Below are 14,826 nucleotides of genomic sequence, written 5' to 3'. Positions count from 1 at the left end.
CTGCTATCAAGCTGCGAGTAGAGGAGGGAAACAATGAGAATAGGAGTATTCATCTGCTGGTGTGGCAGTAATATTAAAAATATGGTGGATGTTGAACGTGTAGCTCAAGAAGCTAAAAGAATGCCTAGGGTTGTTTATTCCCAGGATGTGCAGTATCTTTGCTCTGAAGTAGGACAGGCCGATATTAGAGACGCAATTGCCGAGCATAACTTGGACCGAGTAGTTATTGGTGCCTGTTCCCCACGTATGCACGAACCGACATTCCAGAAGCTTTTAGAAGAACAGGGTTTAAATCCTTTTTATGTTGAGATAGCAAATATTAGAGAACAGTGTTCATGGGTACATTCTGATAAAGACAAGGCTACGGAAAAAGCTACCGAGCTAGTACAAAAAGCTGTTGCCAAGTCTTATCATTCAATACCTTTAACATCTGATCTCTTAGATGTTAATAAACGAGCCTTAGTAGTCGGTGGTGGTATAGCAGGTATTCAAGCTGCTTTAGATATAGCGGAAGCGGGGTATCCAGTCGATCTGGTTGAAAAAGAACCATCAATTGGCGGTAGAATGGCCCAATTCGATAAAACCTTTCCAACATTGGATTGCTCGGCTTGTATATTGACACCGAAAATGGTTGAAGCAGCTTCCCACGAGAATATCAATCTCTATACCTATTCTGAGATAGAAGATTTATCTGGATATGTTGGAAACTTTAAAGTTCGTATTAAGCAAAAGGCTAAAAGCGTCAAACCCGATAAATGTAACGGATGCGGTGACTGTATGGCAAAATGTCCTAAAAAGGTTGACAATGAATTCGATGAAGGAAACAGCAAGCGTAAAGCAATCTATACTTTATTCCCCCAGGCCGTGCCTAACAAACCTGTTCTGGATAGAGAAAACTGTATTTATTTCCAAACAGGTAAATGCGGTGTCTGCCAGAAGATTTGTCCTACCGGGGCTATCGACTATGAAGAACAGGATGAAATTATCGAAAATGAATATGGAGCTATAGTTGCCGCTACAGGATTTGACTTGAAAAAGCCAGTGGAGCTTGGAGAGTACTGCTACGGTGATCATTCCGATGTGATTACCAGCCTGGAATTAGAAAGAATGTTAAATGCCTCAGGGCCAACGGGTGGAAAGGTAGTTAGACCGTCAAACGGTGAAACACCCAAGAGGATAGCCTTTATCCAGTGTGTAGGCTCCCGGGATAGAAATGAAGGTAACCCTTACTGTTCTAAGGTTTGTTGCCTGTACACAGCCAAGCATACACTGCTCATGAGTGAAAAGTTCCCAGAAACTGAAAATTTCGTGTTCAATATAGATGTTAGAACTGCTGGTAAGGATTACGAAGAGTTTTACGAAAGAGCTAGACAGCAAGGTGCTAATTATCTAAGAGGACAAGTTTCTAAAGTTGAACCTTTAGAAGATGATAACAATCGATTACTAGTCCGTGGTTATGACAGTTCCCTGGGAGAACAGGTAGAGATTGAAGCCGATTTAGTGGTCTTGGCTTCTAGCATAGAACCAAAACCTGATTCTCAAGATGTGGCTACAGTACTGGGGATATCCGTAGACCAAAATGGTTTCTTTTCAGAAGCCCATCCCAAATTGCGGCCCGTCGAGACTCAAGCCCAGGGGGTATACCTGGCCGGCGTGTGTCAGGGACCAAAGGATATTCCAGAAACAGTCGCTCAGGCCAGTGGAGCCTCTGCCAAAGTCATCACTCTCTTTAATAAAGGCCAGGTCAAGAGTGTACCGACCACTGCCATAGTTAATACAGATATTTGCAGCGGCTGTATGCAATGTAAAACAGTTTGTCCTTATGAAGCTATCAGCCAAGATCATGTGGAAGAAAAAGTGGCTGGAGAAGTTAGACAGCGACCCGTCGCTTCCGTAAACAGAGCCCTTTGTCAAGGATGCGGTGCTTGTGCCGGGCTTTGCAGAAGTGGAGCTATGGATCTAGGTGGATTTACCAGCAAACAACTTATGGCGGAGGTGGATACCCTGTGACACAGCAAAATTTCGAGCCAAAAATTGTAGCTTTTTGTTGTAACTGGTGTAGTTATGCCGGAGCTGACCTGGCGGGTACAGGAAGGCTCAAATATCCTGAAAACATCCGCATAATCCGCGTACCGTGCTCTAGTAGAGTGGAAGTTCCCCTGGTCATGCGTGCATTTCAAAACGGCGCTGATGGGGTGATGGTAGCAGGATGTCATCCGGGAGACTGTCATTACAATACGGGTAACTATCATACCCGAAGACGTATGATTTTAATGCAAAAAGTTCTAGACTTTATGGGAATCTCATCAGATAGATTGCTAGTTAAATGGATATCCGGTAACGAAGCAGCCAAATTTAAAGACACTGTCGAAAACTTTAATGAAAGACTTAAAAAACTTGGTGCTGCGGACAAAGTGAGGGATATGAGATGCAAAAAATAACAGCAGAATTGAGAAAAATAGCCAAAAATCTATTGAGTTCAGGCCAAGTAGATATGGTCTTAGGATATACTCAAGGGGAACTGCCATATCAAACAGTTCCCTTTGTGGCTAGTTCTGAAGAAGATGTAGAAAACCTGGTCTTTGACGGTTTTAGTGACAAGGCCTTATCCAAGTACCTCTTGGAAGATAACTTCCAAAGTAAAAAAATTGCTCTAGTTTTGAAAGGTTGTGACTCTCGAGCACTTAAGCTAATGCTAGAAGAAAGTCGGGTTAACAGAGATAATCTATATCTAATTGGTGTTAACTGTCCAGGAATCATTCGAAGAGATGCTTTGGCTAAACAGGCCGGATGCGATTTAAGCCAGGTAGATGTTGTACTACAGGAAGATAAAATTACCATCAACACAACTAATGGTTCAAATTGTGCTACAAGTTCCCAAGAAGTTTCATATCAGCAAGTAGTTTCACCATTTTGTTTAACCTGTGAACATCCTACTCCTTCCAAGGACCAAGTGGATACATTAATTGAAGAAGGAGAACCCAAGGCTTTTTTAGACAATCAAACTTACAGTCATGAAGAAAGTTTTACTAATATTGGGGAACTAGAAAAATTGTCGGAAGAAGAGCGGTTCGAATTCTGGAAAAAACAGTTGAATAGATGTAAACGATGTTACAGTTGTCGTAATGCATGTCCTGTTTGTACCTGTAGAGTTTGTTTATTTGATAGAGAAAACCCTGATTATTTAGATAAAGCTACGGATCAACTTGCCCAGCATCAATTTTATCATGTTATCAGGGCATTTCATGTATCCGATCGCTGTGTTGGCTGTGGTGAGTGTTCAAGGGTTTGTCCTGAAAATATTCCATTGCACTTACTAAATCAAAAACTAGTTAAAGAATTAGAAAACTACTACGGTGAATATACGCCAGGTATAGACGAGTTACCAGCACCGTTGTCTCAAGCTAATGCTGATGATCCGGATCCCTTCGAAAAGGAGGAGAAATAATGAGCCAAATAATAAAGTTGAATTCCACGGCACAACTTTTGGAGGCATTCAAAGAATTAGAACAAGATTATCAAGTATATTGCCCAGTTACTCAAGATGACACCGAAACCTTTTTGCCTCTAAATCAAATAACAGAAGAAGAGGTCGATTCTGTCACTGATATTCTCTTTCAAAATCAACCTACTTTGTATCCGGTGAAATCCTTTGTATTTCATGATTCAGAGGCTTACTTGAAATTTAGCCGTGAACAGGATCGAGTAGAGTTTTCCACCATTGAAGGTGATAATACAACCCGAGTAGTATTGGGTGGAAAACCCTGTGATATAGAAAGCATTGGTATGATTGACAAGGTCTTTTTAGAGGAACCAGTAGATACCTTCTATCAAGAGAACAGGGAAAAAACCATATTGATATCCACGGTTTGTGCCCAAAAGGGTCCAAACTGCATGTGTGACGAGTTTGGCATAAACAGAACCGCACCGGAACTTGCTGATATATATTTAATAAAAGGTGAAGAAACTACCCAGGGTAATCAAGTCTTTTTAAAATCTAATAGTGATAAGGGGAGAAAACTCCTAGAAAAGTTAGCACAAAGTGAACTTGTTGAACAATTAAATGATCTACCGGAAAGTGCTTCAAAGGAACTATCCAATCAAGAGAGGGAACAAGTTGAAGAACTATCCCCCGAAGAAGTGAAGGATGTAATGGAAGATTTATTTGATGACAACATTTGGGATGAACTGGCCTTACGCTGTATGGGATGCGGTATTTGCACCTATTATTGTCCAACTTGTCACTGTTATGATATCCAGGATTTTTATCGTCAAAATCAAGGCGTGAGATATCGCACCTGGGATTCATGCATGTTTTCAGATTACACAAATATGGCTGGAGGACACAATCCCAGACCCCAGAAAGCAGATAGAATCAAGAACCGATTTTTCCATAAATTAAATTACTTCGTAAAAAAACAAGGGCCAATAGCTTGTGTTGGTTGCGGACGCTGTGCACAAAACTGTCCTGTTGGTATATCCATAAATACTGTTTTGAAAAGGATTGGAGGGGAGAAGTTTGTGTAATAATAACCCATTAATTCCAGTTTCAGCTAAAGTAAAAGAAATTATTACAGAAAGTAATGATGTTAAAACTTTTCGTGTTGAACCTGAAGAAAAAATAGAGCATATGCCAGGACAATGTGCCATGCTCTCCCTCTTTGGAGTCGGAGAAGCTCTTTTCTCCATTAGTTCACCACCTGAAAGAGAATATTTAGATTTTAGTATAAAACGGGTTGGTCAAGTTACTGAGGCTTTGCACAATATTGAAGAGGGGCAAGAACTTGGGATTCGTGGCCCCTACGGGAATCACTTTCCAGTAAACGATCTCAAAGGTAAGAACTTATTGTTTATTGGTGGGGGCATTGGACTCGCCCCCTTGAGATCATTAATCAAATATAGTCTGGATCACAAAGAGGATTATGGTGATTTACAGTTGATCTACGGGGCCAGAACTCCTGAAGATCTAATCTTTGAAAGAGATATCTACGAGAATTGGCCTCAAGAAGATAATTTCCAGGTCAATCTATCAGTAGATGTTGAGAGTCCTGGTTGGGATGGCTTTGTAGGCTTTGTTCCTCAATACCTGGAGGAGCTAGTTCCTAGCCCTGAAAATACAGTAGCAATTACTTGCGGTCCACCTATTATGATCAAATTCGTACTTCAGACATTAGAAAGACTAGGCTTTAAAGATGATCAGATCGTAACAACCTTGGAGTACAAAATGAAATGCGGTGTTGGTAAGTGCGGTCGCTGTAATATAGACGATCAGTATGTATGCAAAGATGGTCCTGTTTTCTATCTGAAAGAATTGAATCAATTAAAAGCTGAATTTTAAAGGCCTATCAAAATAAGCACTTTATGTCTAAAATTTTTAACTAATTGGGGGGTGATAAATTTCATTCATAATTTTTAAGTTAAGCGTATTTACAAGTTTTTCTAGGTAATTTTTTTCATCAAGATGTGAAAGGGATAACAAAAACGATTATGAATAATAAAAGGAAGGTGTTACAGTGTTATTCGTACAATTTGCTATCGTACTGTTGGCGATTTTGGTTGGTGCACGAATTGGTGGAATAGGTCTAGGTGCTATGGGTGGCGTAGGTCTAGCCATTATGACTTTTATATTCAATTTAGAACCTACATCACCACCGATTAATGTAATGTTGATGATAGTAGCTGTTGTAACTGCTGCTTCAACTCTTCAAGCAGCTGGAGGTATGGACTATTTAGTAAAATTAGCAGAACGCGCATTACGCAAAAAACCTGATTTAATTACTTTTATGGCTCCAGTAATCACGTATACATTCACATTCTTCGCAGGAACAGGACACGTTGCTTATTCCTTGCTACCTGTTATTTCCGAGGTCTCTCATGAGCAGAAGGTACGGCCTGAAAGGCCTTTATCAATAGCAGTTATTGCTTCACAACAAGCTATTGTAGCCAGTCCTATCTCAGCGGCAACAGTTGCTCTGGTAGGGATACTTTCACCTCATGGATTTACTTTGCCTAATATTTTAAGTGTTACAATTCCTGCAACTTTAATAGCTATTTTATTCACGGCCTTTATGATCCGAAAGAAAGGTCCTGAATTAGAAGATGATCCAGAATATCAGAAACGATTACAGGAAGGTATCAAACCATTAAGCAAAGATGACACCGAAACAGAAATTACCAGTTCAGCTAAATTATCAGTAGGACTTTTCCTATTGGCAGCTGTAGCAGTAGTATTTTTCGGAACATTTGAGGGACTAAGACCAGCTTTTGATGGTGAACCAATGTCAATGCCACATACCATTCAAATTATCATGTTGACAGTTGCCGCTTTACACTTGCTTGTCTGTAAAGCTGAAGTTGATGTTGCTGCAAATGGCAGTGTGTTTAGGGCAGGTTTCGTTGCCGTGGTTGCTATCTTTGGAATCGCCTGGTTAGGCGATACATTTTTTGAAGCTCACATGGATGTAATTGAACCCGCTGTGGAAGGAATGGTAACTACAGCACCATGGGTCTTTGCCTTTGCACTATTTATTATGTCAATTTTACTGAACAGTCAGGCAGCTACTACAACTACTTTAATGCCCCTTGGACTAGCCTTGGGTATTAATCCAGCATTCTTAATTGCTATGTTCCCAGCAGTCAATGGATATTTCTTCCTACCAAATTACGGCCCAATTATTGCAGCTATTGGTTTTGACCGCACTGGTACTACTAAAATTGGCAAATTTGTCTTTAACCACAGCTTTATGATTCCAGGATTGTTAACTATTGTGGGATCATTAGTTCTAGGTTTCCTATTATCATCCATTATCTTGTAAGGATTTAAAACTTAAAGAATATAAATAGAGAGGGACCCTGATGATGGGGTCCTCTCTCTATATATAACCATTTATCTAAGTATAAAAGTTTATATTATAAGTGGCTTAAAGATGATTGGTTGAACCCCCAAGATACATTTAGTTGTTCAGATTGTACTTGTTATTGCTTTTACTAGCAAAATAGGCTATGATTATAGCATCATTAAACGTCAGTGAATGAATTTTAGGAGGACTAAATATGTCACATGAATTGATTACATTCTTAATTCTTATCATAGCAATTATTTTATTTTTTTTAGAGATCCTTCCACTGCCAGTCACAGCAATGCTTGTACCAATTTCTCTAAGTTTGACTGGAATTTTAGAACCTCAAGATGCTTTTTCATACTTTGGGGATAGATGGGTGATTGTTTTCTTGGGGATGTTTATCATAAGTGGAGCAATGTTTAAGACGGGTTTTGCCAATAGAATAGGAGATCTTACGGTAAAAATTGCTGGTAATAATGGATTTATGCTTCTTTTTTTAGTAATGTTGGTATTAGGGGTAATGTCTGCATTTTTAAGTAACACAGGTGCTACAGCAGTATTTGTACCTGTGGTTGTAGCGGTTTGTTTGCGTTCAGGAATTAATTCTAAAAAAATGCTTATGCCTATGGCTTTTGCTTCTAGTTTAGGGGGAACTTTAACTGTTATCGGGACTCCTCCTAATGGTATTGTTAATAGTGTTCTTAATGAGTCAGCTAAATATAGTGAACTTGGTTTTTTTGAATTCAGTAAAGTTGGAATATTTATCTTTATTATTGGCATTTTATATATGGTTTTTTTCGGATACAAGCTACTACCCAAGGAATCAACAGATGAAAAGGAAGCTTTTGAGGATTTTTCACAAAACTTAAGAACAGAGAAAATGTGGTTTGCATTGTTGATTTTCATTTTTGTGATTATTTCAATGGCAACGGGGATTATTGATCTTCAGGTAGCAGCAATGTTAGGAGCTATGCTGACAATTATAACCGGCTGTTTAACAATGAACGAAGCTTTCAATAGTGTTAATTGGACAACCATATTCCTCTTCGCTGGTATGTTATCCATGAGTCAGGCAATAGAGGATTCAGGTGCTGCAGATCTGATAGCAAATCAAATTGTTAATGTTTCAGTTTCTCCTTATATTGTTCTTGGGATATTATTTATTACCACAGCACTCTTAACAAATTTCATGTCTAATACTGCTACTGCAGCAATCTTTGCACCTATAGCCATAAACATAGCAGAATCCATGAGTGTGAGCCCATACCCCTTTATGATGGCAATAGCAATTTCAGCTTCTTGTTGTTTTTTAACACCTATTGCTACTCCACCAAATACCATCGTTTTAGGGCCTGCTGGTTATCGTTTTAAGGATTACTTTATTGCAGGTTGGCCCTTACAAGTGATCACTTTTATTGTTGCAATGATAATAATACCGATTTTCTTCCCATTTTAAATTTCTTTCCATTCTAATAGTTTTGAGGAGTAGAATATACCAGCCTTTCCTTTACTAAGAGTCAGGCTGGATTTTTTATTTATCTACGATATAATATAATAGATATAATAGATTTTATGGATTATAATTGTTAAAATTTGTATTTAGAGGTGGTAGTATGATTCACTATAAAAATTTAGATTTAATGCAGTTTGGAAAGAAAAATGTTTTTCCTGATGGGCTGAATAGGTTGAGTGTGTTGAGATTCGTTTTAGTAATAATGATATTAATTTTACCTCTTGTAGCCACAGCTTGTGATCAAGAAACTGACAGTCCTGATAAAGAGGAAAGTGAACAACAATACTCTGTATCTGAAAAACACTCTGATATAGATGAGCCGATTTCACTGAAAGATAAAGACAGTGAGCAATTAGTTGAGGGAGTTAGGGCTAATCCCATGAGTAAATTAGAAATAGTTTCAGTTGAAAATCATCAACCTGCTCTAGAACCTAGAAGCGTAGGTATAGATGACAGGATTTACGGAACGGGGGAAGGAAATACCCTCTGGCGTGGAAGTGATGCCTTTGAAGACATGGAAATTTTCACAGGAGAAGATGTTTTTGACTTCCAATCCCATGGATACGGGACCCCATATTTTGTCACCAGAACTGCCTCGGGATACATAGTGGTTACCGACGGAGAAAGTGAAGAAAACAGAGGGGCAATCTTTTTCTCAGAAAACTTTACCCAAGGATATGAACTAAAAGAAGAATTCACTTATGATCATCATCCTATTATGTTCGGTAATACTTGGTATCATGGGGAATACGAACCTGAACAAATAGTATTATTAGCAGAACGTGGTGATGGTAAAGGTAAACTATGGGCTACATTTGATGGAGGAAAGTCTTGGGAGAATATCAGAACAGCCGAAAGATTTGATGAAGACCAGCAGCTACATCATCATACGGCCGTGTATGACCCATATCAAGGCAGAATATGGAATTCCCAGGGCGATGGGGCCAATGCAGCCCTTTATATTAGTGATGACCTAGGAAAATCCTGGAGAAATATTTCCGGGGAAATAGAAACTGACTTGCCACATAATCAATTTCAACCAACCCTGCTAGCCCCTACAATGCATACCATTATATTTGGAGGAGACAGTGGAGGGACTCATGCCGGTTTGTTAGAAATCCCCCGGGACCACGACTTTGAAGGCAATCAGGAAAACTTTGTTTTGGAGAGAGCCATCGGTGTGTGGGATCAGCAACCTACTTATAAGCAATATGGAACGGCCCCTTACGCCCAGGAGGATTCCGAGATATATATAGTTTTACCTTCTGCCTACGATGACGAAAAACGGGCATTTGTGGTAGGATCAGGCGATCATGGGCGCAGTTTTCACCTTTTGGGCACATACCCAAATCATCACCTGGAATACGGTGAACAGTTAACCTTGGGAATTGTTGGCCCCTGCCGGGATGGATATTTATATGGTATCTGGGATACAGAAGCCGACGAACATACCATGGTTGTTTTTGATCCACCAGAATGGGAAGCAGCCACTGAGTAATAACTGGGAAATATATGATCTAACTACTAACACAGCTGAAGCAGTGGACTTTTTCTGTTACGACTAATTGTTTATAGTGAAATGAATTGTTTATAGTGGAAATAAAAGAATAATAATGGTATATTATAGTATAAGAGATAAAATCTTGAAACTTCAGTTAGGAGGCGGTCAGAGTGTTTTCCAAAGAAAAAGCAAAGGGTTTTGTAATGGGAATGGTTTTTGTTCTCTGTATTATGCTAGTATCAACAGTATTTGCTGAAAACGTCCGAGAACAAATTGAAGTGCTTTACGATGACATTACAATTTTTGTTAATGGTTTTGAACGGGAACCTGAACAGGAACCCTTTATTTATGAAGGCACTACCTTCGTTCCCCTTGGATTCGTGTCGGACGCTTTAGGGGAAGATGTGTCCTGGGATGGCAAAGAAAAGAATATTTACATTGGTTCTAAACCTGGTAAAAATGTAATCGCTATGGAAGATATGGATACTCACACTGCTACTGACAGATATTTTGAAGGTTTTCACTCATTTACTACCAACACAGGCGAGAAATTTTCCAATGGTTATTACTTTGAAAGAGAATATGGACTACGCTTTATGAACATGGAATACGAATACTTACTCGACAGTGAGTACGCACAATTCAAAGTTTTAATTGCTCCATCAGAAAAGTGGCAGGACCGGGAAAAAGAAGATAATATTGGTTCATTCCAATTTTATGCCGATGGCGAAAAGATTTACGATACAGGTCCAATTTCATCAGATCTAACTGAACCCAAGGAAGTAAAACTAGATCTCACAGGAGTACTTAGACTTAAAATAGAAGGCGAAGGCAGACAGCTTGGGTTTATAGAGCCCCAGTTTATAAAAAAATAGTAAAATTGTATAGGTAGTATTTTATTTTCTATTTGTTTTATTTCACTATATTTCACTATGACTCGAGAATTTCAGGTGGCCTCTGTTATGACAGAGGCCAATTTAATTTTATTGAATCTTTTTGATATTATCCCAGGATGTTTTCATTCCTTCCTGGGATTTTTTGTTATGTGAATTGTCAAAAAATTAAAACTTTATATAAATGGCAGGAAAATTATAGTAAAATGGATAAATTATATATTTGTGATAAATACATGTAATAAATAATTATTACAAATTGCGAAATTGCATAGAGAGTACACAAAATACTAATACATGCATCTTAACTGTAACCTAATTTAAAGGAGTGACAATAAATATGGGCTTTTTTAAGTTTTTAACGGACAAATTAAATTTTCAATGGAAGATCATAGCTCCTATAATAATAACTTTTATCATTCTATTCAGTGTTGTCGGTTATGGTATTTTTCAACACACTAGAGACCTTGTAATGGATCAGGGATACGAATCCTTGGAAGCTGGTGTAGACGGAACTATTGATACATTGTCAACTGCTACCAGGGTAAACAGAATAGCTCAAGGTAGAAGTGATTCTAACGAAGATCAGGATATAGAAAACTTCATTATGAATGAGGCCCAGCAAGCAGCCATAAACTTCGACTTAGGAGAATCAGGCTACATATTTGCCATTAATGACAATAAAACTCTTCGTTTTCATTCCCTGTATCCGGAAAAAGTAGGAGATACAATTCCAGATCAGTATCAGGAATTGTCTGAGCAAGTAATTGCCGAGAGTGAAGGGTATAGCCATGAGGATTTTTTTGGTTCAAGCAATTTCGAATTTGAGGGTGAAGAATACATTACTGTCTTCAAACCTTGGGAAAACATATATATTATAGGAGCCATGTCACGCAGTGAGATCCTAGAACCAGCCTATGGAGTTGGAATGAATTTAATAATTTTATTTGGCATAACAACTTTGATAACTATTGGTTTAATATTTTATATAAGCAAGAAATCAGTTCGTCAGCCAGTTGAAAGTATCCAGAAAATGATAACTAGATTTTCAAATCGCGACCTGGAGGAAAAAGCGGAAGAGGCTGATCGATACCTAGAAAGAAAAGATGAGATCGGTGACATCACACGAAATCTGGCAAATATGCGCAAATCCTTGGCGGATTATATACAAAGTGTTGATGAAAAAGCCGATCAAGTAACTTCCCTTGCCCAGGAGCTTTCTGCTACAATCCAAGAAAATAAAAATACGGCCAATGAAGTTTCAAAAGCTATCGAGGAAATTTCCTCTGCAGCCACCAATCAAGCCCAGGATACCGATGATACTTCATCAATGATAGAAGAAATGGGTAATCAGATTCAAAGTAATCAGGAGATAGTAGAAACATTAAATGATACTGTGAACAAAATAGAACAAACCAAAAATGAAGGAGCCGGAATTGTTGATAAGCTGACAACTGCTAATAAAGAAAGTCAAGAATCAACAGAGAAAGTTTATCAAGTCATCCGGGAAACAAATGATAGTGCTGAAGAAATTCAAAAAGCCAGTGAAGCCGTGAGAGAAATAGCAGAACAAACTAACTTACTAGCACTAAACGCGGCAATAGAAGCTGCCAGGGCTGGAGAATATGGCCGCGGTTTTAGTGTGGTTGCCGATGAAATCAGAAAACTTGCAGAAGATAGTAATGAGTATTCGGAAAATATTAACCAAATAGTTACTCAACTTACAGATAAGGTTAAAAATACTGTAGAAACTGTTGATACAGTAAGAAATGAGACAATACCTCAGCAGAACCAGTGTGTTTCAAATACTAGTGAAAAGTTTCAGGAACTAGCCGAAGCTATTGATACAGTAGATAAAGTCAGCCAGGATCTTAACAAAGCCAGTGAGAAAATGGCCCAGCAAGAATCTAAGATTCAAGAAAAAGTACAAAATCTAGCAGCTATTGCCGAAGAAAACTCTGCCAATACCGAAGAATCATCTGCTTCCATGGAAGAACAATCTTCTTCCCTAGAACAAATTGCTAAAGCAGGTAATGACCTGGCCAAACTTGCTGAAGAAATGAAAGAAAGTGTCTCACAGTTTAAAATTTAATAGATCTAATAGTTTAAAATTTGGCATTTAAACCTAAAGATGAAGTCAAACGCTCGGAACAGTACTGTTCCGAGCGTTTTATTGTGCGCCATGCATGACGATTAGCTAGGTGGTGTAAGTCCACTATGGGGGTTTGTAGTTACCAACCATTAGCCAAGAGCAAGGGTGCCCATCGTGAGGTGGGATCTGAAGGAAGCTTAAGGCAAAATTCCGACCCAAGGCACACGAACATCATCAGGCATAAGGTATGGGATGAGTTTGCAATACAAAACGAAGTCCAATCAACTACACGGACATACCAGTGTAAATGATGTGGGTACATGGAATGAAAGTTAATCGTCTTACCGTGGGAGGTCTCATGGACGTGGCAAGATGAACTTCGAACCACGGTTGAAATAAGATTTGTCATGAGAAGTCAGCAGATTCCATAGTACTTGATGAGGTCGACATCATTAAGGAAGGGATGAACCTAGGAGGAGATCAGTAAATGACTGTTACCAATAAAGGAATGAAGTGCCGCCAACTTCTGACAGGCGAAAGCTGCAAAGAAGGCTCACCGCAGAAGAATAGTGCGGAACACGAAGGATATGCGGGAGTGCACAGTTCTTTAAGGATAACTGAAAACAACATCTCCAATGCAAACTTGTCGAAGGGGAATTTGCTAGAGGAAATTTTGGATAGAGACAACATGAATAAAGCATTCAAGAAAATAAAATCCAACAAAGGCTCTCACGGGATTGATGGGATGGGAGTAGATGAACTTCTACAATATCTCAAAGAAAACGGGGACCACCTCAGGCAAAGAGTCCTGGACGGTAAATACCGCCCTAATCCCGTCAGAAGGGTAGAGATACCTAAAGAAGATGGGAAGAAAAGAAAATTAGGCATACCTACAGTGGTAGACAGGGTAATCCAACAAGCAATAGCCCAAGTACTATCTCCAATATATGAGGAGCAATTCTCAGATAACAGCTATGGTTTTCGCCCTGGACGCAGTACTCATGATGCAATTAAGAAAAGTCAACAAAACATAAATGAAGGATACAAATATGTAGTAGATATGGACTTGGAGAAATACTTTGACACAGTAAACCAGAGCAAATTGATAGAAGTGCTATCTAAGACAATAAAAGACGGTCGAGTAATATCTCTTATCAACAAATATCTAAGAGCAGGAGTAATGATCAAACACACCTATAAGGATACAGAAGTTGGCGTGCCCCAGGGCGGGCCTCTTAGCCCTATCCTCAGTAACATAATGCTCCACGAATTGGATAAAGAACTTGAGAAAAGGGGGCACGAATTCGTCCGCTATGCGGACGACCTGCTAATCTTTTGTAAAAGCAGAAGAAGTGCCGGACGCACCTTGAAGAACATACTACCCTTCATCGAAAATAAACTATTTCTCAAAGTAAATAAAGATAAAACTGTAGTTGCCTATGTAGGAAAGGTAAGATTTCTTGGGTTTGGCTTTTACAGACATAAAGGAAAAGCCAGATTAAGAGTTCATCTTAAATCAGTTACAAAGATGAGAACGAGAATAAAAGAACTCACATCTAGAAGTTATGGAATAAGCAACGAAGCCAGAGCAAAGAAACTTAGCCGATACATTATGGGTTGGGTTAACTACTTTAAACCAGCTGATATGAAGAATCTGTTAATAAATACTGACAGTTGGATGAGAAGGCGTATTCGCATGATTTACTGGAAACAATGGAAGAAAGTGAGAACAAAATTTAAAATGCTCAAGTTCTTTGGAGCCAATAAATACAAAGCATGGGAATATGCAAACACAAGAAAGGGCTACTGGAGAATTTCCAATAGCCCCGTCTTATCCAAATCCCTTGGAAATGATGTAATCAAAGGATTTGGTTTCCTATTCTTTTCGGAATATTATCGACAAGTTAAAGCGTAAACTAGGAACCGCCGTGTACCGAACGGTTTGCTCGGTGGTGTGAGAGGTCGGTAGATAAAATAATTATCTA

At 38.9% G+C, this 14,826-nt stretch carries 11 protein-coding genes; all 11 read left to right on the top strand.

Annotated elements, in window-relative coordinates; translation table 11 throughout:
* Positions 1–33 precede the first annotated feature (33 nt).
* Complete coding sequence (locus NTHER_RS13440) at positions 34–2,010, top strand: CoB--CoM heterodisulfide reductase iron-sulfur subunit A family protein (RefSeq protein WP_012449054.1); 1,977 nt, start codon at positions 34–36, stop codon at positions 2,008–2,010.
* The gene (locus NTHER_RS13435) at positions 2,007–2,441 is read left to right on the top strand and encodes a hydrogenase iron-sulfur subunit (protein ID WP_012449053.1); all 435 of its coding nucleotides are present in this window, start codon (positions 2,007–2,009) and stop codon (positions 2,439–2,441) included. Before NTHER_RS13440 ends, NTHER_RS13435 begins: the two co-directional genes overlap by 4 nt.
* Positions 2,429–3,448: a 4Fe-4S binding protein gene (locus tag NTHER_RS13430; protein ID WP_012449052.1), complete on the top strand. Its 1,020-nt coding sequence runs from the start codon at positions 2,429–2,431 to the stop codon at positions 3,446–3,448. The genes NTHER_RS13435 and NTHER_RS13430 overlap by 13 nt, the downstream gene beginning before the upstream one ends.
* Positions 3,448–4,527, top strand: a complete 1,080-nt coding sequence (locus tag NTHER_RS13425; protein WP_012449051.1) for a 4Fe-4S dicluster domain-containing protein — start codon at positions 3,448–3,450, stop codon at positions 4,525–4,527. Before NTHER_RS13430 ends, NTHER_RS13425 begins: the two co-directional genes overlap by 1 nt.
* Complete coding sequence (locus NTHER_RS13420) at positions 4,520–5,338, top strand: FAD/NAD(P)-binding protein (RefSeq protein ID WP_012449050.1); 819 nt, start codon at positions 4,520–4,522, stop codon at positions 5,336–5,338. Before NTHER_RS13425 ends, NTHER_RS13420 begins: the two co-directional genes overlap by 8 nt.
* A gap of 175 nt (positions 5,339–5,513) precedes the next feature.
* On the top strand, positions 5,514–6,815 hold the full coding sequence (locus tag NTHER_RS13415) for an anaerobic C4-dicarboxylate transporter family protein (protein WP_012449049.1): 1,302 nt from the start codon (positions 5,514–5,516) through the stop codon (positions 6,813–6,815).
* 250 nt (positions 6,816–7,065) lie between these two features.
* Positions 7,066–8,298, top strand: coding sequence for an SLC13 family permease (locus tag NTHER_RS13410; RefSeq protein ID WP_158438294.1), 1,233 nt, complete (start codon positions 7,066–7,068; stop codon positions 8,296–8,298).
* A gap of 157 nt (positions 8,299–8,455) precedes the next feature.
* A complete protein-coding gene (locus tag NTHER_RS13405) occupies positions 8,456–9,853 on the top strand; it encodes a hypothetical protein (protein ID WP_012449047.1) in 1,398 nt (465 codons plus the stop codon).
* Positions 9,854–10,026: 173 nt separating this feature from the next.
* Complete coding sequence (locus NTHER_RS15450) at positions 10,027–10,731, top strand: stalk domain-containing protein (RefSeq protein ID WP_012449046.1); 705 nt, start codon at positions 10,027–10,029, stop codon at positions 10,729–10,731.
* A gap of 358 nt (positions 10,732–11,089) precedes the next feature.
* Positions 11,090–12,841, top strand: coding sequence for a methyl-accepting chemotaxis protein (locus NTHER_RS13395; protein ID WP_012449045.1), 1,752 nt, complete (start codon positions 11,090–11,092; stop codon positions 12,839–12,841).
* 487 nt (positions 12,842–13,328) lie between these two features.
* Entirely contained in the window at positions 13,329–14,756 is a 1,428-nt protein-coding gene (gene ltrA / locus NTHER_RS13385; RefSeq protein WP_012446632.1) for a group II intron reverse transcriptase/maturase, read from the top strand.
* Positions 14,757–14,826 lie beyond the last annotated feature (70 nt).

It is taken from the genome of Natranaerobius thermophilus JW/NM-WN-LF (assembly GCF_000020005.1).
Taxonomy (GTDB): domain Bacteria; phylum Bacillota; class Natranaerobiia; order Natranaerobiales; family Natranaerobiaceae; genus Natranaerobius; species Natranaerobius thermophilus.
Note: the sequence above shows the minus strand (reverse complement) of the source record. Positions and strands in the feature narration are given on the sequence as shown.